This window comes from Acinetobacter sp. AS167 (genome assembly GCF_037152175.1).
Classification (GTDB): domain Bacteria; phylum Pseudomonadota; class Gammaproteobacteria; order Pseudomonadales; family Moraxellaceae; genus Acinetobacter.
In genome coordinates, this window is record NZ_JBBCMP010000013.1 from 1 (window position 1) to 24,708 (window position 24,708).

Below are 24,708 nucleotides of genomic sequence, written 5' to 3' on the forward strand. Positions count from 1 at the left end.
AATTCTCTCAAATAAACTTCGAGTAATTTAAACCAATCAATCAATGATAATATTTCGATCAATCAATCAGTAAAAATCCACACAAGTTGTTCTTCATATTCTCTTAATGATTAATTTATCACTTCGTCAGTGATAAATAAGACGCAATAAACATTTAACAACTTAACCCTCTAAGCTAAGTTCGTTTGCTGTATCGCGTCGGGATGCTGCGTATTCTATACAGATTTTAAACCAGCGCAAGCCCTATTTTCAACAAAATGCATTGTGTGATTGTTTTTTAATCTAAATACTCAAAAAACCGCATAATTCACTCATTTTTTAAGCAATTTGAGAAATTCAGCTTAAAAATAAGCTAAATCGATCATTCAAAATAGTCACCAGAAGATTGTGCATGTAGAAACGCAGGAATTAATCCCGTTAATGCTGCACGTATATCTGCCCGCTCATTAATCAATTGATGCGATCCTTCTTCAAGAATCAATAGGGTCTGTAATCTAAATTGTCGACGTACAAAATCAATATTATATTTCCAGTCTACAGTTTGATCTTGTGCGCCTTGGGCCAACCAAACTGGAATGCGGCACTTTGGAAAAGCTTCCATTTCTAACATCCACTTAGACATTGCCAAAATCCAATCCATTCCCATCATTCTGGGCTGTAAAGGATCTTTAAGGCGTACAAATCTTAAAAATTCAGGATTATGATTATTTCTTTTAAAATGACGAGGGACTTCTCTTTTAATTCTTCGAATAATTCCTAAACCAATAGAATTATGCCACCACGCTGTTTTTGCCGGTCGTACTAATGGTGAAAGCAGTAATACCCGATCCACAATTGGATTCTCACGTTTTTGTGCATACTCAAGTAAATGATGCATCCAAATTGCACCACCTGTACTTTGCCCCACTCCCAACCATGGCTTCGGAAGCTGCTCTGCATTTTTTACATATTGATAGACCGCATGTAACACTTGTTGGTAATGATCAAAATTTTGAATATTTGCAGGAGAACCATTACTCAGCCCATGCCCAGGCAAATCATAAGTAATCACACTAAAACCTTGTTCAAGTATTTCTTTCACAATCGGCTGATAAATACCACTATGTTCTAAATAACCGTGCAATAAACACACAGTGCCCTTTATTTTATCTATATTAGGTTTGAATACTTGCACATGTAATTTAAACAATGGCATATCAATAAAACCTTGCCATTGCAAACAGTCCAGTTGATCAAAACCATAAAGACGTTGATAGGATTTTATTTCTTTATTTGGAATATATTCACGATTTAAGTTTAAGGCTTCTAATAGTTGTGGTGTTGTATCTCGACTTGGTATAGGTAAATCGAGTTGCTTTAGAATTGTTGGATTTAAAAATGGAATATCTGCCATTAAGGCACCTCTCTACAGCCACTCGAACCAAACAACATATCTCGGATTGTTGCTAAAGTTTCATAATTGGCTCTACGACTATGATCATAATTTTGTTTGCTAGGCTGCCATGCTGTTAATTGAGTTGGCATAGGTGCATTGACAGGAATTGTTTCTATACCATTTAATGCAAATAACCGACGTGTTCTAGGCATATGATAACGATCGGTAATTAATAATACTGTGGGTGCACCACCTTTCTTTTGTAAAAGTAATGAGCTGAAACGTGTATTTTCACATGTGTTCATACTCCTATTTTCTAATAATTTTGCTTGAACACCACGGTCAGACAACCATTTTTGCATATAGGGCGCTTCTACACCGCTGAGTACAATAGGAAGCTTATTTTTTTCTTCTAAGGCCAAGGTTGTCTCAAGTCTTAGCTTAGTATAGTCATTAACAATAATATCTTTTTGATTTTTATCTAAAGTTAAACCACCACCCAAGACTACAATTGCATAAGGCTGACTGATGGGCTTCGGTTGTTCACTGGTTTTGGTTGGCAAACTCTCAAGATCTTCTTGTACCTGCGAACTGGACAATTCATTTGCCAATGTGTGTGAGTTTTCTTGAAGTAATTTTTCATCAATTTTATGTTTTTTTAAGAATGTTAAATATTCATCCATTAGTGCTTTATTGTCTTCACTATTTAAATCCAATAAGTTTTTAACAACATCACTCGACTGATTTTCAACAACATCTGATGCAGCACGTTCAGAAACTAAAGGAATTACGGGTTTATTTTGTTGTAGTTCTTCATTTTTTTGCTCTTTAGCAATTTTTTCTTGTAAGGCTTTATATCGTAACTGAAGTAAGATTAAATCCTGTGCATTTTTACTCTTAATCGCTTCATCCATCAGCTTAAGATAGGCTTGTCGAGCAATCCATAAATCAGACCCAGGTTCTAAGTTTTCAGCCTCCGAAAGCGCAGCATTTTGTTGGCTCTTTGCTGCCACCCGATTCACTTCAACGGGAACAATACTATTTAGGATTTTAACCATCATTGTCGAATAAAATGGCGTATACCAAAAAACGACCAAACAGCCGAACAATACAAATAATATGGCAATTATTCGTAGAAATCTGACCATCCAATGCGGTTTGACCATATATTTACTCAATCTAATGGTTTTCGATTAACCCTAATTCATCATAAAGCACAGGTTCAGGTTCTAAGTGCACACCAAACTTCTCAAAAACATCTTTTTGTACTGCCTGATACGTTGCGCGTACATCTTTCAGTGTTGCATCGGCATAATTCACCAATACCAAAGCTTGTTTATGAAACATTCCTACCTGATTAAGCTGTTTACCTTTCCAACCTGATTGATCAATCAACCAACCCGCTGCAATTTTAACTTGATTCCCTGTTTGAGGATAATGTGGAATATTAGGGAATTTTGCAATTAATTGTGAAAACTCTTGTTGCTTAATAATTGGATTTTTAAAGAAACTTCCCACGTTTGGGTATTCATTCGGGTTCGGGAGCTTACTTTGACGAATCTGAATCACTTGCTTTTGTAAGTTTTCAGCACTCATATCTCCCATCATCGCATTTTTTAAATCTCCATAATTTACTTTTAAATCAGCATGTTTAAGTAATTTAAAAATTACATGGGTAATGACATAACGATCTGGATTATCTTTAAAAATACTGTGTCGATAAGAAAACTGGCAATCTCGTGCTTGAATTGAAAGAGTTTGTGCTGATAGACGATCATAGACTTCCACAGATTGAATAAATTCACCGACTTCCACACCATACGCACCAATATTTTGCACAGGCGATGCGCCGACTAAACCAGGAATTAAAGCCAGGTTTTGTAAACCATAAAGCTGTTGTGTGGTCGTCCACAACACAAAATCATGCCAAACTTTCCCAGCACCCACCTTGATTGTTTTGCTTCTTGCATCTTCGCTTAAAAATTCAACACCTTGTATATCTATAGCAACAACAAGCGCATGGATATGTTCAGGCAACATTATATTACTACCACCTGAAAGCAATAAAACGTTTAAATCATGTGCTTTAGAAAACTGTAATGCTTGCTGAAGATCTACAATAGATTGTATTTTGACATAATGTGATGCAATCGAGCTCAAACTCAATGTATTGAAAGGTTTGAGTTGAACCTGTGATTCAATATTCATAACTTAAATTTATTTCCTAAAAATATTTCAATCACGTGCATTAAAACTGTTGTTGAAACACATGTACCCAAGCCGAACTACTTGATTCACACTGATCAAGTACACGTTCAAATCCATCAGCTTCACCATAATAAGGATCTGGAAGCGCCTGTTGTGGATAAATACAATCGTGCTCACTCATTAAAGCAATTTTAGCTTTAATTTGAGCAAGACCAAATTGGCTGCTGGCTTGGTTATACAAATGCTGTATATCCGCAAGATTTTCATGATCCATGGCAAGAATCAAATCAAACTCTAAAAAGTCTTGTATTTTTAATTGTCTAGCACGTAAGCTAGAAAGATCATAGCCTCTTTTTATTGCATGTTTTTGACTACGACTATCGGGTGATTTATTTGGATGATAATTGCTCGTTCCAGCTGAATCCACAATTACATTTAATCGTTTTTCATCACAATAGTGTCGTAAAACCACCTCTGCTGTGGGTGAGCGACAAATATTTCCTAAGCACACACATAAAACTTTGTATGGCATTTTGGATGACATAACAACCTCAAATGATCATTTCTTTTATAAAGTCTTATGTTAAGTTATTTAGCAGGCGAATCCTATAGAAGCTTAAAACAATAATGTTTAATTTGTGATGATAGATTAAGGATAATACATATGAGTCATTTTCAATTCCAAACTGTAGCCAATATTATTTCAGGTTTAGGATCAATCCAAGAACTCAGTACAGTATTAGGCAATCAATACCACAAAGCATTAATCGTGACAGATGCAGGCATGATTCAACACGCACTGCATTTGCCGCTATTAAAAATTTTAGCGCAATGCAATTTAAACTATGAAATTTATGCCGATGTACAGGCAGATCCAGCAGAGCAAATTGTTTTATCGGCAGTTAAATTCGCCAAAGACAATCGAGTAGATGTGGTTATTGGCTTCGGTGGTGGTAGCTCTATGGATGTTGCCAAACTCATTGCGATATTGGCAAATCCAAAGCAATCACAAAGTATTCAGGAAATCTATGGGGTTAATAATGTCAAAGGCCCTCGCCTTCCTTTAATTCTTATTCCAACCACAGCAGGCACAGGCTCTGAAGTAACGCCCATTTCTATTGTCACGACAGGTGAAACAACCAAAACTGGAATTGTTTCTCCAATTTTATATGCAGATGTCGCAATTTTAGATGCAACCTTTACCTCAGGCTTACCTGCACATATCACAGCAGCAACAGGTATCGATGCTATGGTGCATGCAATTGAAGCCTATACTTCTAAAATTAAAAAGAATTTTTATGCAGACATGCTTGCTAAACAAGCACTTAAACTTTTAAATAAAAATTTAAAATTAGTATTAACTGATGGTACAAATTTAGAAGCTCGTCAGAATATGTTACTTGGCTCTATGCTTGCAGGACAAGCTTTTGCCAATGCTCCAGTAGGTGCTGTTCACGCTTTAGCTTATCCGTTGGGCGGTCATTTTCATTTATCACATGGACATACCAATGCTTTAGTTTTATTGGAAATTTTAAAATTCAATGCGCCTGAAGCAAAAATACATTACGCAGAATTAATGCAATGGATTGATCCATATAGTAAAGGTAGCACAGACGGCTTGTGTGATTTATTTATTGATCATATGCAGAGACATTTGGATCACAGTGGGTTGGCTTTGAAGTTACGAGATTTAAATGTACAAGAACACCAACTCGACAGATTGGCATCCGATGCAATGCTTCAGACACGTCTTTTACAAAATAATCCAAGACCGCTAAGCCACTTAGATGCGTTAAAAATTTATCAAACGATTTATTAAAAGTTATCAGTATTCATTTACGAAGTCATACATTAAATAAATTTCTAAATAAAACATTGAGATAAGTTAGTATATTTCATCTTCGTGTTTTATTTTCAAATATCTTCTATATAACTTATACAAACATAAACCATAGTATGCACATAGGGTATATCTCATCAATTTGACTACATTTCAACTCAAAATGTAACCACGCAAAAACTACTTTAAAGTTGAAGTTGGTTATTCTTAATATGTGAAAAATCAACGTGACTTATAATGTTTGTTATATTTTTTAATCAATTAAACTTAAAGTTTTTTTAATGAAATAATTTAAAATTCATTAATTTTCAAAAAAATACTCTATTAGATGACTATTTTTATGACTGCCTAGTAATGAGTTTTTATTTAATTTTTATTTAATTTTTAAAATAATTACTCTAAAATCGCGCCGGATCTTAATCGGAAAATTAAGACAACTGATAGTATTGGAAAATCATTTTATGAAAAAACTTACATTAGCGATTCTGCCATTAGCAGCATTTGGATTAAGCAACGTTACTCACGCAGCAACTTCAGATGGTAAGACTTTTGGTGTTTCTGCTGGTTGGTTGCATGTTATGCCTCAAAGTAAAGGACAAGGCGTCAATGGTAAAACTGGTAATAGTCCTTTCTTAGGACCTCTGGCAAATATACAAGCTAATAACCCTGATGCAGGTTTTGAAGTACAAAATGCAGATACTGCAGGCTTGATGCTTGATTATTTTGTCAATGATAACGTTTCACTTGAATTAACTTTAGGTGCTCCTCCTGAAATGGAACTTGCTGGTCAAGGTAGCATTAAAGTTCATGGCCTAACTGTAGTTGATTTGAATAAATTTGATAAAGCTGCAACAACAGATGCTTATACACCAACGCTTTCAGCTCGTTATCACTTTGGTTCAATCAATAACAAGATCCGCCCTTATGTGGGTGCTGGCTTGATGTATGCTCATTTCTCAAATGTTGAGACTGATCCAGCAATCAATGATGCATTAAAAGCTTCACCTATCGGCGCGTTTAGACCTGAACTAGGTAAAGTTAAAGTTGATGATGCGTTTGCTCCTGTTGCAATTCTAGGTGCAGATTTCAATATCAATAAAAATTGGTATGCAACTGCTTCTGTTTCATATGCGCATCTGACAACAAAAGCAAAATTAAATGTAAATGGTACAACGTTAGGCGGACCAACAACTTTAATTTCAGGCCAAAGCAGCATTGAAATTAAACCAATCGTGACTTATTTAGGTCTTGGTTATCGTTTCTAATCAATTTGAACTGAATCAGTTGTAAATTTTAAAAGCTCATTAAGTTATACTTAATGAGCTTTTTTATTGCCCAAACTTGATCGTGAATGTTTTAACCAAAACACTTGTAAAAAAATGCAAAATTCATCTATAAAGTTACTTGTTTATAAAACCATATAAAGAATTGACTTCGTGATTAACAGCGAAAATATTCTAAATATTTAATCTATAGAAATGAATCAATCAAAATGAAACCAGAAATAAAATTACGCAGCCAATATCCCTTTATCTTACCCATCCAAACACGTTGGGCGGACAATGATATTTATGGACATGTCAATAATGTGACTTATTATAGCTATTTTGATACTGCTGCAAATGCGCTATTGATCCACAAAGCAGACTTTGACATACATCATTCACCCATCATTGGTTTGGTGGTAAATTCTTCTTGCCATTTTCTAGAAGAACTCACCTACCCTGAAATTATTGAAGTTGGTGTAGCGATTACAAAAATTGGAAATACATCACTTAGTTATGATCTGGCAATTTTCAAACAAGGTAAAAATGATGCTTCAGCACAAGGTCACTTTATCCATGTTTTTGTAGAACGTGAAACAAAAAAAAGCACCCCGATTCCACAAAAAATGCGAGATTCTTTGCAAAACTATATAATCTGAGTTCAATATAGGTTCTTGATTAAATATGCTACTCAGAAACGTCATCCGTAATAGTCTGAGGCAGGACTTCATTCATAAAGTCTTCTTTCTACGATTTATTGAATGTGTAGCTGGTTGTCGACGATTTTTGCGGTGAGGAGCAAGACTTTGCAAGATGCTTGTCCATGCGAAGCTTAGCTCCTCCCTCCGAAAAAAAGTAGGGCATGCCGCAGGCTGACCCTGAAATTGAATGAAAGCTCAGTAAGACACTGTCAAGATCATTGTTTTCAATCAGTTAAAGATAAGTCGAGTTCACTTTATATCATTTAAGACAAAATTAATTCTTAAAAAACTCATCCCCAACATCCTAAAAATAAAGTATCATTTCAAGCGAGCGTATTTTGATCCCAAAAAGCCTGACTCACTTCTGGCATTTGATTTAACATTTCAATAATGGGCTGAATTTCTTTTTCCTCAACGGAATTCGCAATCAAAATCGCTTTAATTTCCACATCTTGCTCACCAAAAGGTTCTACATCAAAATCTTTGGCTGGAAAATGATAACGCTTTAAAGCTTTATTCAGCTCATCCATAACATATTTACTGTGCTCTTTTTGACAAACCACATAAATTTCATGTTGCATTTCCGAATCAACATTTAAAGGCTTACGGTCGATAATGTGCCCAATAGGACGCAATAAAGTATTGGCTGCCAAAATAAATATCGTCGCCAATATTGCTTCCACCAAACGGTCACAGCCTGCCGCAGCACCGACGGCAGCAGAACACCATAAGGTTGCAGCAGTGTTAAGTCCTTGAATATTCCCTTCTTGACGCATAATTACCCCTGCGCCAAGAAATCCAATGCCAGAAACCACATAAGCAATCACACGTACCGAGCCATCAGCACCTGTTAAGTTATTGGCAATATCAACAAATATAGCAGCGCCAAGTGCAACCAACACATTGGTTCTTAAACCTGCAGTACGTTGTCTATACTGTCGCTCAAACCCGATCAATCCTCCTAAAATAAAAGCGCCAAGTAAACTAATCAAAGAATCTAACATATTCGCTAATTCTAGATGTTGCATGAATTGGAGTTGCATTGGTGTTCTCCATTACCAACCGTAACGACGGATGTAAATTTTTTTCATCAGTTGGACAACCAGTATGTAACCAAGCAAGATTAATGGTAAAAATAAGAAATAACTTAATGGTAAAGCTTGTAGTTTTAAATACTCAGCAAAAGGCCCCATTGGTAAGAAAATACCAACAGCCACAATGACCAAGGTCATGACCAGCAAAGGCATCGCTGCACGACTTTGAATAAAGGGTATTTTTTCCGTACGAATCATATGTACAATTAACGTTTGTGTCAGTAGCCCGACCACAAACCAGCCTGATTGAAACAAGGTTTGCTGTTCTGGCGAATTTGCATGAAATACAAACCACATGAGTGCAAAAGTCAAAATATCAAAAATCGAACTAAGCGGTCCAAAGAAAATCATGAAACGCCCAATTTCATTTGGTTTCCAGCTTTGCGGTTTCTCGATCAACTCATCATCAACATTGTCAAATGGAATGGCGATTTGTGATACATCATAAAGTAAGTTCTGTATAAGCAAATGAATTGGTAGCATCGGTAAAAACGGAATAAAAGCACTCGCTACTAATACCGAAAAAACATTACCAAAATTTGAACTTGCCGTCATTTTGATATATTTCAACATATTGGCAAATGTACGTCGTCCCTCTAGCACGCCTTCTTCAAGCACCATTAAACTTTTTTCAAGTAAAATTAAATCTGCTGACTCTTTGGCAATATCCACTGCTGTATCCACCGAAATTCCAATATCAGCACTGCGTATAGCCGCCGCGTCATTGATACCATCTCCTAAGAATCCAACCACATGTCCATTCTCTTTCAGCTGCATCACAATACGTTCTTTGTGAACTGGGCTTAATTTGGCAAATACTTGAGTATATTCAACTGCAAATTTTAGTTCTTCGTCAGTCATATTCTCAACATGCCCACCTAAAAGTACATGTTCACAATCCAACCCAAGTTCTTCGCAGACTTTTTGAGTAACAAACTCATTATCACCTGTAAGCACTTTGACATTGACGCCATGGGCTGCCAATTGAGCTAGAGCAGGTGCAGCAGATTTTTTAGGAGGATCCAAGAAAGTAAGATATCCAGTTAAAATCAAATTATTTTCATCTGCGACAGAAAAGTGATCTGATCTACCATTAAAATCTCGATATGCGATGGCAATAACACGTAGACCTTCAAGATTAAATTGGCGTATTTTTTCTTGAATAGCTTCAAGATACTCTGGCGTTAATAGCTCAATCTTGTCGTTTATCTCTACATGCGAACAGACTTTCAACATTTCCTCTGCCGCACCTTTAGTGATAATGCGTGCATTCCCTTGTAAGGTGCGGACCACTACTGACATACGTCGACGCACAAAATCAAATGGTACTTCATCCAGCTTCTTAAATTTAAAATTTAGATCTTGCAAGTCTTGTGCAGCATGGTCCAAGATTGCAGCATCCAGTAAATTTTTCAGCCCTCTTTGGTAATAGCTATTTAAGTACGCCTGTACCAGTACACGTTGTGATGACTTGCCATTTACATCGACATGTTGTGATAAACAAATTTTATCCTCAGTCAATGTACCTGTTTTATCTGTACATAAAACATCCATTGCACCGAAATTTTGAATCGCATCTAAACGTTTAACGATAACTTTTTTACGAGATAAGAATACTGCACCTTTGGCCAATGTTGAGGTCACGATCATCGGTAACATTTCAGGTGTTAAACCCACAGCAACAGATAAAGCAAACAGCAATGCTTCACTCCAATCACCTTTTGTAAACCCATTGATAAATAATACAATTGGCGCCATGATCAACATAAATCGAATCAATAACCAACTGACTTTATTTACGCCCATTTGAAATGAGGTCGTTGCACGATCTGCATGTGATACTCGGTGTGCCAATGCCCCAAAATAGGTTTGTGTGCCAGTATTTACCACCACCGCTTTTGCAGAACCCGACACAATATTAGTTCCCATAAAAACAATATTTTCCAGTTCCAATGCATTTTGCAGAGTGTGATCTTTTTGATCAGCAAACTTTTCTACAGGAATAGATTCACCTGTCATCGACGCTTGTGAAACAAAGAGATCTTTTGCAAAGATAATTCGACAATCCGCAGGGATCATATCTCCAGCAGACAATAAAATAATGTCACCAGGGACCAAATCTTGGATCGCAAGTTCAACCTGTTGAGATCCTTGATCTAGGTCGTATTGCATGGTTTCAAGGTCTGGATCATCCCAATCTACTTGACGAATCACAGTAGCCGTATTACTTACCATTGCTTTTAATGCAGCGGCTGCTTTATTTGACTTAAATTCTTGCCAATAGCGCAGTACCGTAGAAAGTACAACCATGGTTGTAATAATGATTGTGCCTTCTATATCGTCAGTAAAGAAAGCCACCAAAGCCAAAATGGTAAGTAAAATATTAAATGGATTGCGATAGGCATACCAAAGATGCTTCCACCACGACAGTGGTTTTTCATGCGCAAGCTCATTTAATCCAAATTGTTCTTGTCGTTGTTCAACCTGTTTTGCTGACAGACCATGCTCTGTTGTATTTAAATGATTGAGCAATTGGTCTGAAAGTTCATAGGAAGCATTGATCAAACTTTGTGAAATTTTTTTACTAATTTCACTGGCATAACTTGCTTGATGTAATTCTTTAAATGAACGATGACGTTCAAATAAATGTTGAATATGATATTTTTTGATGAAATTAGAAAATAAACGTTGCCATAGATTATGAAGCATAGTGTTCTCCTTTTTTGGCAATAAAGATTTCTTCCTATTGAACAGGAATTGAATTAGATGATTTTTTTATGAGCTTAAAATTGGTGAGCAACTCAGCTCCCAGCCCAAACCAGCGATCATGATGGTGGTCAAATCGATCTGCATAAGCCACTTGGACCCTGACAAAATCTTGAATCAACTCATAACCAAATGCGGTTTGAAAAAATACAGACTGATGATCTTGATTAAAGATTTCTGCACTGAGAGAGGTTTTAGCAGTGATCCAATAATTGCTTGAAATTGCAGCTAAAACATACTGAGTATTACCCTGATGTTCATAGGAGATATTGCCATTTAAAAATAAACGATCATCCAGTAATAAATACGTTACGGGCAGATTCACTTTCCAACTGGAGTGGTTATCACCATACATATTTCGGCTTATTGTTAGGGATACAGCCGCGCCCCAACTATTCGATTCCACCGCTTTCAAATTCCGTTTGAATTGAGCTGATATCACATCATGACGATTCTTATTTTGAAGATGATCATCCAATTGAAAGCTTAATTCCAAATTTTTGGCAATACCGCATATTGGAGAAAAACTGGAGTTAACCTCCTGATGTTTATAAAAGTTTATATTACTTTCAAAATGACAGGTATATAGATCAGCAACACTTGCATCATCTGTAATTAATACAGGATCGGCATATGCTGATTTATGAATAATAAATAATAAAAAGCAGCCTGTAATCAGTACTGTTTCTATCATACAAAGTTGATTGATTACCATCCGTAATCCTCATTGCTGAGGCGGCATGAATCTAAGTGCGCACAAAAACAAGCCAAAATTGAACTAATTAAAGTCAAAATTGAGCTATTTCACGTCAAAATGGGGATGTAGTTTAAAGTCAGATTATAACTGTCTCATTGCAAGACAGCTTTCCTAAAGGCAGTGCTCTCTTGCTCAGATACGAATAATGGCTGTATATAAACTACAGCGCCTCGATGAACAATTTGCCACTTAGGGTCTCCGCTAATTAAAGTTGCCGCAATTATAACCATAAAAATATTTAAAACAAGTGATTTTCAGCATAACAACGTCTATAAATGCCAGATTGATCATCATAATTTGAATTAAAATTCTTATATAAATTGAGAACCTGATGAGATTTTAAAATGATTTATCTTGGTACAGGCAGAAAGGAATTGTGAATATTCCTTAAATTTCGGCAAATAAAAACATGCCCAATTCCAGTGAAATTGAGCTTATTTAAAATGATATTTAATCTAAATGTTTTTTAAAATTTAAGCTTTGAGCTGAATATTTTCCAACTTCCCATCCAATGCTTCAATTAAACTTTTGACCAAAGGTTCTTTTTCAAGCATTTCATTCGCACGATCATAAGCTCGAAGCTTACGCTCGTTTTGCATCATATAGGGTGTGGTCGACTCAACTTCACCGTATTGCACTGTAAATAAAGTATTCGGCCACTGCTGTTTTAATTTTGCCTCAAGATCATGTTGTGCTTGATTAAGTATTTTTTCATATTTTTGCGAAATTTGAAAAATAGATTGACCATTCACATCCCCAGTCATTAATCCATGCTGTGCGAGTTCTTGAACAGCAGGAGAAAGTGAGCTGTTTCTAAACCAATATTCCCATTTCTCAACTGTCCACTCACCTTCTAAGACCTGTAATTTTAAGGCAAGTATCTGTTGCGGCGTTTGTTGCTCACCAGAAGATCCTGGTTCTATTTCAGGGATAATATTAGAAACTTGAGCTGGAGTATCTGTTTGAGAATGAATAGGCTCAACTAAATCAATTTCAACATTTTGATCCTGATTCTCAGGTGCTAAAAAAAATACATCTTTATTTAAACTAGACTGAGACGTAGAATTTTTCGATTGACTCAAATCAGCACCAAATAAAGTTAAACTTGGTTCAGCATTTTCTACTGCAATTTTCTCTTGAACAGTTGGCGACTGCGCTTCAATATTTTGATTATTATGAACAGTTGATTCAACTACAGCGCTTTGTTGTGCTTCCTCAGCAAAGTCATCCAAGTAGTCATCACTACTGGGTTCATGATCAACGCTTTGCTGTTGAGTTTGCAGCTCTTCTATTTCGTCAAAAGCTGGATCTAAATCATTCACTACACGCTGCGAATTGATCTCAACCTGCGGTTGCTGTACTTCTGTTAATGGCGCGTAACTTTCTGGTTGCGGAATTACATTCAAAGCAGCATTTTGTTGTTCATTATTTTTTTCAACAGGTGGTTGATGAGCTGGTTCTTGTTGAATCTGTGCTTGCTGAATTTGCGCTTCTTGAATAATCCCGGCTTGAACAGATGCTTGATGCGGTTGCTGTGACACAGCAACTTGAGCGATATTTTGATTGTTTTGTGGTTGTTCAGCTTGAGAGACTACAATTTCATTGATTTGCATCGGTCTAAATGCCAGTAAACGCAATACTGTCATTTCAAAGCCTTGCTCTTGTGTTACTGCAAGTTGTAGCTCCGCTCGACCTTTACAGGCAATTTGATAATAAAGCTGTAAATCTTGTGCAGAGACAATTTTTGATAACTGCATAATTTTTTGATTAATTTCAGCACTGTATTTTAGACTTAAATCAGGCAAATATTGCAACATCGCCAACTCATGCAAAGTTGAAATAAACTGATCTAAAACCAGTGAAACATCTAAAGCCTGTTGCCTAAATTGTAGTAATAACTGACTAACCCGTGCATTTTGATTTTGATGAATTGCCAAGATCAAATCATAAATGATGGTTCTATCAATCAAACCTAGCATTTCTTTGACATCTTGATGATGAATTGCGCCTTGACCATAAGCAATTGCTTGGTCAGTTAAAGACAATGCATCACGTAACGAACCTTGGGCAGATTCAGCAATTTGCCAAATCGCATCTTGCTCTGATGCAATTTCTTCTTTATTTAAAATGTCTGTAAGGTGATGGGTAATTTCATCTACAGCCAATGGACGTAAAGTAAATTGCAAGCAACGTGAAATCACCGTAATTGGTAATTTTTGTGGATCTGTGGTCGCAAATAAAAATTTTACATGTTCAGGCGGTTCTTCTAATGTTTTCAATAACGCATTAAAGGAATGCGTCGACAGCATATGTACCTCATCGATCAAATATACCTTAAATCGACCTTGGGTCGGTGCATAAGGTACATTGTCGAGCAACTCACGTGTGTCTTCAACTTTTGTCCGTGAAGCAGCATCGATTTCAATCAGGTCAATAAAGCGCCCTTCATTTACCGCCTTACAAGTTGCGCAAACTTCACAAGGTGTAGAGGTTACCCCTGTTTCACAATTTAAACATTTCGCTAAAATTCGAGCAATCGTGGTTTTCCCCACCCCACGTGTTCCAGTAAATAAATAGGCATGGTGTAAACGTCCACGATCTAACGCACTGGTCAGTGCACGTGAAACGTGATTCTGTCCGACCAATTCATTAAAGTTACGTGGGCGATATTTACGTGCAAGTACCTGATACATGGAAGCTCCTAGTTACAGGTCTAAGGATACTGTTTTTTTACTGATTAGTGAATGAAGAACTGTAGAGTTATTTTTTATTAGAGATAATTCGATCAATTTCTTCTAATTTGACACTGTGCTCTACAATATAAAGTTTATCTATCGCTTAAATAGATTTAAAAACACACAATAGCTAATTTTACTTTAAAAAACACTGACGTGGCAGTGTTAAACAAATCACATTTTGGGCTGTTATAGTTTTTCAATCGCTTCTCCAAACTTTTATATTACACCGTAAAACCTATAGTCAACCTGTCAAAAACTCAGATACAAGAATAGAATTTCTCTTAATCAATATTTTTAATTAAATCAATTATATGGAAAAAATTTTTGATTATAAAAAAGCCTGCAATGCCACACCTTACATTCAAGGTTTAAATAGCTTTGCGTAGGCTATGCCTCACTCTTGCGCTACAAACAAAGCAGTGCTTTATTTTTGCTCATATACCCCCGCCTAACGGCGACATCCCTGTCGCCCCCACGGTAGGACAACCATCTATAATTCAAAAGTTTCAAAAATGAATTGATAAGCAATAAATAGTTTCTAAAAGTTCATACCAAAATAAAAGCTTCATTTCAGATCAATGGCTACATAAAAATCACTTGTATAAACAATTAGTTGCTTGACTACAAATATAAAAACAAGCGCATAATTTAAATCATGCGCAATATTCTAGACAGTAATCTGTATCTTTGCAGGTAAAGCACGCCAAACAAATACAGATAAAACCAGAAACATCAGACCCGAAATGCCCAAGACTTTACTATGTGAATGAATAAACGCTTCAAAAGCTGCTTGTTTTACCTGTTGCATCAATGCGGGTTCTAACTGCTTGGTCAACAATAATGCCTCACCAATAGAAGAACTTGCTTGAGCTGCGATATTCAGCGGTAAATGCTCAGGCAAGACAATTGAATGCGCATAAAATATAGACAGTAACAGTCCAAAAATCGCAATCCCAAGACCTGCACCTAACTCATACGCCATGCCTTCAATTGCACCAGCAGCCGTTGCTTTTTGTGGAGGTACAGCAGACATAATAGCTGCCGTGGAAGATAATAACGCGATTTCAACACTGATTCCCATCAACACCATCCAAACCCAAGCTTGAATATAATCGATATCAAAATTGGTCATGGCCAAGCCAAAGAAACATAAGGCACACATCAGCATCCCAATAGTTGCAACAGGTCGTAAACCATAATGATTCATTAAAATACTGGTAAAAGGTCCTCCAATACTAATAGCGATCATAAAGGGCAAAATAAACAAACCTGCTTCCAATGGACTATATCCATACACAAACTGTAATTCTTGTGAAAGGAGTAGCTCAAAACCTACTAAAGCTATCATAGCCACCATTGCCATCACAATACTGGTTGAGATCACAGGATTCTTAAACAGACTAAAATCGATCATCGGTTGGGTTGTTTTTAATTGATGGCGGATAAATCCCACCAACAATCCCAATCCAAGCACAAAAATCAAAATCATCCCTAGGCTAAACGCATAGATAGAGGTCTTAATTGAATAAATCAGCATTAAGATTGCAGTGACCAAAGTGAGCGCTTGTAATAGATTTAAAGGTTGTTTGGTTTCTACCACTTGCTTTGGCACCAGCCATGTCGTCAATACCAAGACCAAAATAATAATTGGCACGTTAATCAGGAACACGGTTCCCCATGAAAAATGTTCCAGAATAAAACCACCCAACAGTGGACCAAAAGCGGCTCCACCACCACCGACAGTTCCCCAAATACCTAAAGCATAATTACGTTGTTTTTCATCTAAAAAGGTATTGCGAACACCTGCCAAGGTTGCAGGTAAAATCATGGCAGCACCTACACCAAGAAATGCTCTTGCCGCAATCAACATATAGGCTGAACTCGCAAAAGCAGCCATGAGAGAAGCCACACCAAAAATACCAGCACCAATCAGCATCAGACGTTTAAAGCCAATACGATCCCCCAATGCCCCCATGGGCAAAATCAAGCCTGCCATGATCAGTGAATAAATATCAATCACCCAGAGCATTTCATTACTGGATAGTGATAAAGCAGCACTCAATGTTGGGATGGCAACATGCAAAACCGTTGCATCAATTGAAACCGGTAAATAAATTAAAACGATGATTGCCAAAATCACCCAATTGCGGTACATAACACACCTAATTAAAGTTGGACGCTTGTTCAAGTTTCATCATTATAAGCAGACTTGAACAAACGTCCAACTTTGTTTAATATTTGTTTTGTAAATTTTGTTGTATTAAAAGTGATGAATTATTTAAACCGAGAACAGCGTCGTACTATGATTTTGGATGCAGCAAAGCGTGTTGCACTACAAGATGGATTGAATGGATTAACTGTGCGCCGTATTGCCGCAGAAGCACAAGTTTCAACAGGACAAGTACATCATCACTTTGAATCAAGTTCGCATTTAAAGGCAGAAGTTTTTATTGAATTGATGGATCAACTCAATGAAGTAGAAGATCAAATTAAAACCGATAGTAGTTTTGAGCGTTTATCTCTCTTGCTAGGCTTTGAAAATATTGAACTAACGCAACCCTATTTACGACTCTGGAATGAAGCTGAGATTTTAATCGATCAAGATCCTGAAATTAAAAAAGCTTATAATATTACCATGGAACAGTGGCATGCTTCGTTGGTTACTGCAATTGAACATGGGCTCGCCCAACAAGAATTTAAAATTGCTACAGTCAGCAGCAGTCAAGACATTGCATGGCGACTGATTGCTTTTGTTTGTGGTTTAGAAGGAATCTATCAACTTGGCTTAAAAGGTTTAGACCAACACTCGTTTAAACATCATGTTGAAACCATCCTGAAAATGGAGTTATTTGCCTAAGAAAATATTGATGGATCTATATATAGTTGTTTAACAGTCTTATTTTTAATTCTTTTGTAAAATAAGACTCAGCAATCTATTGCTCTATAAAAACTCAATCACTTTGATCTTAATATTTAGAACCAGCCTTTACTTCCCTTAAGTAAACCGTCGGCGCAACGTAATGTTTCTTGGGTCAGCCCCCAAAGACGATAATCACCGGTGATTGAACCAATGGCAAAATTATGGGTGTAGGCAAAACTAAGCCCTCGTTGCGGGTCACACCACGCTCCAGAACCGTTATATCCAATGTGACCAAAGCCTTGCTTGGCACGTTTACCCATACTAATCACACGGTGGTAGCCTAAACGCCATTTCATAGGAATTGGCATCACGCGATCTCGTTTAATCGATTGAATTTGACTTAATTCAGCAAATATTTCAGGACGAATGAAAACTTTTCCTTCCCAAACCCCTTTATTTGCCATCATGGCATAAACTTTTGCAAGACTATTGGCGCTAAATACACCATTGGCCGCTGGAATAATTGCTTGAAGCCCTTGGTCACTAAAGAAACTAAAATCACGCATCCCTTTCGGTACCATAGCATCTAAAAAATCTTGCGGATTTTGTCCGGTTAATTCAACCAACTTATCGGAAAAAGACGTTTTATGGTGCTTAGTTTTGCTTTTACTGGATTTTGTTTCTGTTTTTTGTACAGGTGCTGCCTTTTGAATTAAACGCGCCACACGATTTAGCTCAGATTCAGGCACACCAAAATAGGCACCATCAAGTTGTAGGGGTTCAACCAAATACTTCTGCATTAACTCTGTTAAAGATTGTTGCGTTGCTTTCTCTAAAACACCACCCACCAACCAGCCAAATGTTAATGCCTGATATGCAATATCAGTTCCTACAGCAAAACGAGGTGTGGCCTGCTCCATGACCTTGAGCATATGCTGCCAATCTGCCATTTCAACTGCACCAGCAACAATATTGCGAATATCGTATAAGCCACTTTGATGGCTTAAAATATGACGCAGTGTCATTTTCTCTTTACCATTTTGAGCAAATTCAGGCCAAAAATTGACTATAGGCGTATCGTAGTCTAAGAAACCTGCACTCACTAAAATATGCGCGAGTGTTGCCAATACACCTTTCCCAGTGGAATAACACACTGATAAAGTTTGCTCATCCCATTGCTCAGTTTTGGATTTTTTACCCGTATATATATCGACAACTTTTTCATTTTGAAAATAAACAGTTAAAGCAGCACCACCATTTTCGCTACGACCATCCTGCAAACGACTAAATTGAACAGCGAGATCTTGAAAACGCTCATCCACATAGCCCTGATAATTTTTCGTACTCGCAAAAATAATGTCCGTTAAACTGCTCATTGCCCTATCCTATTTTTTTAATCATAACTTTTTTAATTAAAAAAGCCTGAATCATCTCGACTCAGGCTTTATATTTTATCTTATAAAGCGTTAACCACACCAGAAACATGAGGTTTTTGTGATTTTTGATTACGAATCAAAAAGTCAGTTGTTGTACCATCTTGTACAGTTAAAAATTCTACTGTTGAAGGTAAATACATCGGCAATTTAAACAATACATCGGCTTCATAAGCTTCTGGTAATTTAAGCCCAGCGAGAACGCGCGCCTTGCTCCACATCCCATGAGCAATCGCTTGTTTAAAACCAAATGCTTTTGCAGTTAATGCATGGATATGAATCAAGTTAAAGTCACCTGATGTCATAGCATAACGACGACCAGTATTTTCAGAAACTTCCCAAACCGCCTGAACTTGATAATTTGGTTCTTTTTTATCTTTTGGTTTTTCTGTAACTGAACCATCGGTTTTTTGACGTGCTAGATAGGTGGTTAATCCTTGCATGACCACGTCACCGCCAACTTTGGCTGTTGTGATGAAGTCGAACTGAACCCCTTTATCATGGGGCTTTAGCTCACCAAATTGACAAGATAAAGTCAGCTGTTCATTGACCCCAATTTTACGTGTTTGCTTAATTTGATTGCGAATATGCACCAAGCCTAAGATTGCAAAAGGAAATGCTTCAGAGGTCATCATATGCATTTGTAAACTTTGCGATAAAACAGCTAAATAAATCGCGGGAATATACCCATTATTTTTAAAGCCACACACTTCGTTATATGCTTTTAAATGATTTGGATCAATTTTGAATGAATCAACCACATATTCAACTTGCGGTAGAACTTTTTCACCTTTTGGCTTTTTAAAAATTAAACCCTGAATCACTTTTGGATAAGCTAAATATGGCTTAGGAAGTTGACTAAAATGGCGAGTATTCATACTGGACCTTTGAAAAATTAATTCTTATTCAACATTTAAAAAATCCAACATTTCAGTTGGAAATTAACGGATGATACAGCTTAAACATCCTGATTTCGTTCAAGAGAAAGCCAGCGAAAGCGTTATTTAAATACACAAATAATCTCTTCGCGGTAATCCCCTAAACGAAACAGGATTTCACTTATGCGTGATTATGCACCCAATAAGCTTTGACCACAAACACGCACAACATTACCATTTAATCCTGTAGATGCTGAAGATGCAAATAAAGCAATTGTTTCAGCAACATCAACAGGTAATCCACCTTGACTCATTGAGTTCATACGACGACCCGCTTCACGGATTGCAAATGGAATTGCCGCGGTCATTTGAGTTTCAATGAAACCTGGCGCTACAGCATTAATGGTAATACCATTTTTTAACACAGGCGCAGTAAATTTCACCAAGCCAATGACACCTGCTTTTGATGCCGCATAGTTGGTTTGACCTAAGTTACCAGCAATACCTGAAATTGAAGATACGCAAACGATACGACCATTTGCATTTAAACCATCATTTGACAATAAATAATCGTTAATACGTTCAGCAGCAGATAAGTTGATATTAATCACCAGATCCCACATCTCTGGCTTCATATTTGCCAAAGTTTTGTCACGTGTAATACCCGCATTATGTACGATGATATCTAAACCACCTTGTTGAGCTGCCGCAGCTTTGATTTTTTCACCAGCATCAGCAGCAGTGATATCAATTGCAAGTGTAGAACCACCGATTTCACTTGCAACACGGTCAAGGTCTGCTTGTTGTGGTGGAACATCTAAACAAATTACATGTGCACCATCACGTGCCAATACATGTGCAATCGCTTCACCAATACCACGGCTTGCACCTGTTACTAGTGCAGTTTTGCCAGCAAGCGGTTTTGCCCAATCGATATCAATCACATCACCTTTAGATACGCGAATCACTTGACCCGATACGTATGCTGAACGTGGAGAAATTGCAAAACGTAAACTTGATTCCAAGTTTTGTGCAGCATCTGCATCAACCAGAATAAGATCAGCAGCAATTCCTTTCTTAAACTCTTTACCAACCGATTTAACAAACCCTTCTAATGCACGTTGTGCAATCGCCTGCTTAATCGTTGGTGCAGTTTCAGGTGTTAAACCAATAATAATTACACGGCCTGATGTTGCAATTTGACGGGCAACAGGATTAAAAAACTTGTGTAGTTCATGTAATTGTTCTGAATTTTGAATCCCTGATGCATCAAATATCACTGCTTTGAATTTTGATTCTTTATCGCCTTCATTAAAAGCGCCAACATTCAAACCAGATTTTGCCGCAGCTTGTTGTAACTCTGCGTTATTCCCTGCATAAGTGTTGGCATGAATATTACTAAGAACCTGCGCAACTTCACCAGTGAAATGACTCTTTGGAGCTGCACCAAATAATACAGCACCTTTAACGACAGGAGTGGCTGACTCAAAGCGGTCTAGCTGGATTGGTGATGGTAAACCTAAATTTTTTATGACAAATTTACCAATTGGAGATTTAGCAAATGCTTGGTATTGGTCAGACATGTTTCTTATCTCTCATCAAATTAATTTTGTATGGGGCTTAAGGTATCTTTTAACTTCAGTATAATCTCAGATATTTAGCTGTGTTGCGCTTTCTTAAATGCCTTGCGTTATTCTTCACGCAAGGCTTAGAGGAATCGTCAACAACGCTATCATCTCTAATGACCCATAAGTTTCAGTTAAATCATACTTGAGTTGCCAAAATGATGACTTGACCTGAAAGAATATGCAAATGTCATTATAGTCAATTCGAGTCATAGCCAATTATGTTAATGTAAGCCCTAAGAATATTGCGAACATGCTTGGAAAAGCCTTATGAGCAAAACAACTCAAGAAAATTCGAACGCTGAAAGCACTGTACAAGAAACTGTGTCAAATACATCAAAACCTCGTACTCGTACGAGTAAAAGTAGCAACACAAATTCTACAAATGCCAATGCAGCCAACACGACTAAAAAACCGACTCGTGCACCAGCAGCTGCTTCACGTAGCAAAGCAACTGCATCGACGGCAAAAAAAGTTACAACATCTTCATCTTCTAAAACTCAAACTTCTGGTCAGCAGGATAAAATTATGAGTCAAAACACTGTACGTCGCGTAGCAATTATTGGCGGTAACCGTATTCCTTTTGCACGTTCAAATGGCCCTTATTTCCGAGCGTCAAACATTGACATGCTTACTGCGTCTTTAAACGGTTTAATTGAACGTTTTAACCTTCAAGGTCAACGTTTAGGTGAAGTGGTTGCTGGTGCAGTTCTAAAACATAGCCGTGATTTCAACATGACACGTGAATGTGTTTTAAATACTCAACTTGCGCCTGAAACCCCTGCTTATGATATTCAACAAGCATGTGGTACTGGCTTACAAGCAGCTTTCCTTGTTGCAAACAAAATTGCATTAGGCCAAATTGAAGTGGGTATTGCTGGTGGTGTAGATACTACCTCTGATGCACCAATCGCATTTGGTGACGGCTTACGTAAAGCATTGCTTGAATTAAACATTGCAAAAACAGGTAAAGACCGTTTAAAAGCTTTAGCTAAAATCAATGTTAAAGACTTGATGGATGCACCAAAAAATGGTGAACCTCGTACTGGTTTATCTATGGGTGATCACCAAGCGATTACTGCTTTAGAATGGGGTATTCCGCGTGAAGCTCAAGATGAACTTGCTGCATCTTCACATCAAAAAATGGCCAAAGCATATGATGAAGGCTTCTTCGATGATTTGATCACGCCGTTTATGGGTCTAGACAAAGACAATAACTTGCGTCCTGATTCTTCAGTTGAAAAATTGGCTAAGCTTAAACCTGCATTTGGTAAAGGTGATACTGCAACAATGACTGCAGGTAACTCTACCCCACTTACAGACGGTGCTTCAGTTGTTCTATTAGCCTCTGAAGAATGGGCTAAAGCAAATGGTCATGAAGTCCTTGCCTACTTAACATTCACTGAAACTGCTGCGGTAGATTTTGTGAATAAGAAAGAAGGTTTATTGATGGCGCCTGCTTATGCTGTTCCACGTATGTTGGCTCGTGCAGGTATTAAGCTTCAAGACTTCGACTACTATGAGATTCATGAAGCTTTTGCATCACAAGTTCTTTCTACCTTAAAAGCATGGGAAGATCCTAAGTTCTGTAAAGAACGTTTAGGGCTAGATGCACCATTGGGCTCAATTGACCGTAGCAAACTCAATGTTAAAGGTTCTTCTTTAGCTGCTGGTCATCCATTTGCAGCAACAGGTGGTCGCATTTTGGCAACTGCTGCAAAATTGATTAATCAAAAAGGTTCAGGTCGTGTACTTATTTCGATTTGTGCTGCTGGTGGTCAAGGTGTAACTGCAATCGTAGAGAAATAAATTCTCTGATTTGTACAATACTCTCAAAAAAGCATCCATTTAGGATGCTTTTTTATTGCTCATCAATCTACATCTAGCTAAAAAAAATTGCATAGACCATTCTGCTCAACATAAAAAATGGTTAGCCGAAGCTAACCATTTAAAATCTTCACTATTCTTAGGGAAAATAGTGTTGATTTTAGAAGCGATACCCCACACCAACATAAGTAATCAATGGATCTATATCAACTTTTGTCGTGGAATTAATCAGTCGCTTACCAGTCTTGGCATCAACAACATCAATCTTAGCCTGATTGTTGAGCTTGGCATAAGAAACAGAAGCCACACCAAACCAGTTTTCATTAATATCATAAGTAGCACCCAGACTTACAATAGGTGCAATTGCATCAGTCGTTTTAACCCTTACATAAGGATTTGCACTGGAAGGTTTGCCATCCAACGCAGCCCCTGCTTTTCCATCTAAAACGTTTTGAATCATGTGTCCCGCTGCGACCAGATCACTTTTGATCTGTGAGTTCAATTTAATATCAGTAAAATGAGAGTACATCACCCCTACCCCAATATATGGACGCAATTTATTGACACCAGACTGACCAAACTGATATTGCGCTTCAAGCGCTGGTGTCCATGCACGGACTGAAGCTGCTTTAGATTTGTTGCCTAAATTGGTGATTGGAATTGCTTGGTTTAAATCTATACCATCTGGAAATAAAATTCCGACTAGGTCACTTGGCGAGGTGGCTAATCCGGTGAGGGGTGCCAAGATTTCCCCTTTACCTTTAATATCAACTTTTGGAGGAATTCCACCAATGAGTTGCAAAGAAACATTGTCGTTAATGTAATAATTTAACATCATACCAAGGGTATCTACATCATCGACTTCAAGCCCTGTTCCCTTAGCTTGCCAATTTTCCAAGCCATGAATATTTGCTGTTCCTGCGACCTCTGGCAAAATATTACCCTTACCATCGGTCAATAGGGTTTGCATAAATGCATCATTGAGAAATTCAGTTAAAACCTCTTTCTGATTAAATGGTACTCCGCCTAAGTCTTCCCCCATAGCATTAGGATCAACTGAGTTTAAAAAACTGGTTGTAGAGATACTTCCGACTGTTGCGTTAGTACCATTTTTAACACTGGTATTAATATTAAAGGGATTGGCTTTTCCCTGAGGCATAACATGTAACCAACCTGCAGATACTGAAAAGCGTTTATACTCCCCCGCAAAACTCATGCTGGTAATCGCGAACAATGAACTTGTTATGACAATATTTTTTAACGTTAATATTTTTTTCATTTTTTATCCTTAAAATATGAGATTACCGAACCGTGGCAACCTGTTTAAAAAACATACATAAA

Annotated in this window: 18 protein-coding genes; 5 read left to right on the top strand and 13 right to left on the bottom strand. The window is 37.3% G+C overall.

Annotated features, from left to right (window positions below; genetic code table 11):
- Positions 1-361: 361 nt before the first annotated feature.
- Genes WFN33_RS16920 through WFN33_RS16935 form a run of 4 tightly spaced genes read right to left on the bottom strand, consistent with a single transcriptional unit; the run spans position 362 to position 4,127 of the window.
- Positions 362-1,393, bottom strand: a complete 1,032-nt coding sequence (locus WFN33_RS16920; protein WP_336954177.1) for an alpha/beta hydrolase — start codon at positions 1,391-1,393, stop codon at positions 362-364.
- On the bottom strand, positions 1,393-2,541 hold the full coding sequence (locus WFN33_RS16925; RefSeq protein WP_336954179.1) for a YdcF family protein: 1,149 nt from the start codon (positions 2,539-2,541) through the stop codon (positions 1,393-1,395). The genes WFN33_RS16920 and WFN33_RS16925 overlap by 1 nt, the downstream gene beginning before the upstream one ends.
- A gap of 13 nt (positions 2,542-2,554) precedes the next feature.
- Positions 2,555-3,583: a UDP-N-acetylmuramate dehydrogenase gene (gene murB, locus WFN33_RS16930; protein ID WP_336954181.1), complete on the bottom strand. Its 1,029-nt coding sequence runs from the start codon at positions 3,581-3,583 to the stop codon at positions 2,555-2,557.
- Positions 3,584-3,623: 40 nt separating this feature from the next.
- Entirely contained in the window at positions 3,624-4,127 is a 504-nt protein-coding gene (locus WFN33_RS16935; RefSeq protein ID WP_336954182.1) for a low molecular weight protein-tyrosine-phosphatase, read from the bottom strand.
- Between the two features lie 120 nt (positions 4,128-4,247).
- Between WFN33_RS16935 and WFN33_RS16940 the strand changes: the two genes are divergently transcribed.
- From WFN33_RS16940 to WFN33_RS16950, 3 genes are all read left to right on the top strand, one after another.
- The gene (locus WFN33_RS16940; RefSeq protein ID WP_336954184.1) at positions 4,248-5,402 is read left to right on the top strand and encodes an iron-containing alcohol dehydrogenase; all 1,155 of its coding nucleotides are present in this window, start codon (positions 4,248-4,250) and stop codon (positions 5,400-5,402) included.
- A gap of 482 nt (positions 5,403-5,884) precedes the next feature.
- The gene (locus WFN33_RS16945) at positions 5,885-6,688 is read left to right on the top strand and encodes an OmpW/AlkL family protein (protein WP_336954185.1); all 804 of its coding nucleotides are present in this window, start codon (positions 5,885-5,887) and stop codon (positions 6,686-6,688) included.
- 227 nt (positions 6,689-6,915) lie between these two features.
- The gene (locus WFN33_RS16950; protein ID WP_336954186.1) at positions 6,916-7,347 is read left to right on the top strand and encodes an acyl-CoA thioesterase; all 432 of its coding nucleotides are present in this window, start codon (positions 6,916-6,918) and stop codon (positions 7,345-7,347) included.
- 365 nt (positions 7,348-7,712) lie between these two features.
- Here WFN33_RS16950 and WFN33_RS16955 read toward each other — a convergent pair whose 3' ends face one another.
- The 5 genes from WFN33_RS16955 to WFN33_RS16975 form a co-directional block, all read right to left on the bottom strand.
- Positions 7,713-8,432 carry an MgtC/SapB family protein gene (locus WFN33_RS16955; protein WP_336954187.1) on the bottom strand — a complete coding sequence of 240 codons (720 nt, stop codon included), beginning with the start codon at positions 8,430-8,432 and terminating at the stop codon, positions 7,713-7,715.
- 12 nt (positions 8,433-8,444) lie between these two features.
- Positions 8,445-11,192, bottom strand: coding sequence for a magnesium-translocating P-type ATPase (gene mgtA, locus WFN33_RS16960; RefSeq protein ID WP_336954188.1), 2,748 nt, complete (start codon positions 11,190-11,192; stop codon positions 8,445-8,447).
- Positions 11,193-11,226: 34 nt separating this feature from the next.
- Positions 11,227-11,964 carry a hypothetical protein gene (locus WFN33_RS16965; protein WP_336954189.1) on the bottom strand — a complete coding sequence of 246 codons (738 nt, stop codon included), beginning with the start codon at positions 11,962-11,964 and terminating at the stop codon, positions 11,227-11,229.
- 515 nt (positions 11,965-12,479) lie between these two features.
- Positions 12,480-14,699 carry a DNA polymerase III subunit gamma/tau gene (gene dnaX / locus WFN33_RS16970; protein ID WP_336954190.1) on the bottom strand — a complete coding sequence of 740 codons (2,220 nt, stop codon included), beginning with the start codon at positions 14,697-14,699 and terminating at the stop codon, positions 12,480-12,482.
- Between the two features lie 712 nt (positions 14,700-15,411).
- Positions 15,412-16,899: a SmvA family efflux MFS transporter gene (locus WFN33_RS16975; RefSeq protein ID WP_336954192.1), complete on the bottom strand. Its 1,488-nt coding sequence runs from the start codon at positions 16,897-16,899 to the stop codon at positions 15,412-15,414.
- Between the two features lie 114 nt (positions 16,900-17,013).
- Here WFN33_RS16975 and WFN33_RS16980 point away from each other — a divergent pair, with 114 nt between their 5' ends.
- A complete protein-coding gene (locus WFN33_RS16980) occupies positions 17,014-17,601 on the top strand; it encodes a TetR family transcriptional regulator (RefSeq protein ID WP_336954193.1) in 588 nt (195 codons plus the stop codon).
- A 116-nt stretch (positions 17,602-17,717) separates the two neighbouring features.
- On the opposite strand, the gene WFN33_RS16985 is transcribed toward WFN33_RS16980, so the two are convergent.
- The 3 genes from WFN33_RS16985 to WFN33_RS16995 form a co-directional block, all read right to left on the bottom strand.
- A complete protein-coding gene (locus WFN33_RS16985; RefSeq protein WP_336954194.1) occupies positions 17,718-18,980 on the bottom strand; it encodes a serine hydrolase domain-containing protein in 1,263 nt (420 codons plus the stop codon).
- A gap of 80 nt (positions 18,981-19,060) precedes the next feature.
- Complete coding sequence (locus tag WFN33_RS16990; RefSeq protein WP_336954195.1) at positions 19,061-19,915, bottom strand: MaoC family dehydratase; 855 nt, start codon at positions 19,913-19,915, stop codon at positions 19,061-19,063.
- Between the two features lie 191 nt (positions 19,916-20,106).
- Positions 20,107-21,498, bottom strand: a complete 1,392-nt coding sequence (locus tag WFN33_RS16995) for a 3-oxoacyl-ACP reductase (RefSeq protein WP_004822281.1) — start codon at positions 21,496-21,498, stop codon at positions 20,107-20,109.
- A gap of 312 nt (positions 21,499-21,810) precedes the next feature.
- On the opposite strand from WFN33_RS16995, the gene WFN33_RS17000 reads away from it, so the two are divergent.
- Positions 21,811-23,349, top strand: coding sequence for an acetyl-CoA C-acetyltransferase (locus tag WFN33_RS17000; protein ID WP_336954196.1), 1,539 nt, complete (start codon positions 21,811-21,813; stop codon positions 23,347-23,349).
- A 178-nt stretch (positions 23,350-23,527) separates the two neighbouring features.
- Here the strand turns inward: WFN33_RS17000 and WFN33_RS17005 are convergent, their stop codons facing one another.
- Complete coding sequence (locus tag WFN33_RS17005; protein WP_336954197.1) at positions 23,528-24,646, bottom strand: OmpW/AlkL family protein; 1,119 nt, start codon at positions 24,644-24,646, stop codon at positions 23,528-23,530.
- Between the last annotated feature and the right edge of the window lie 62 nt (positions 24,647-24,708).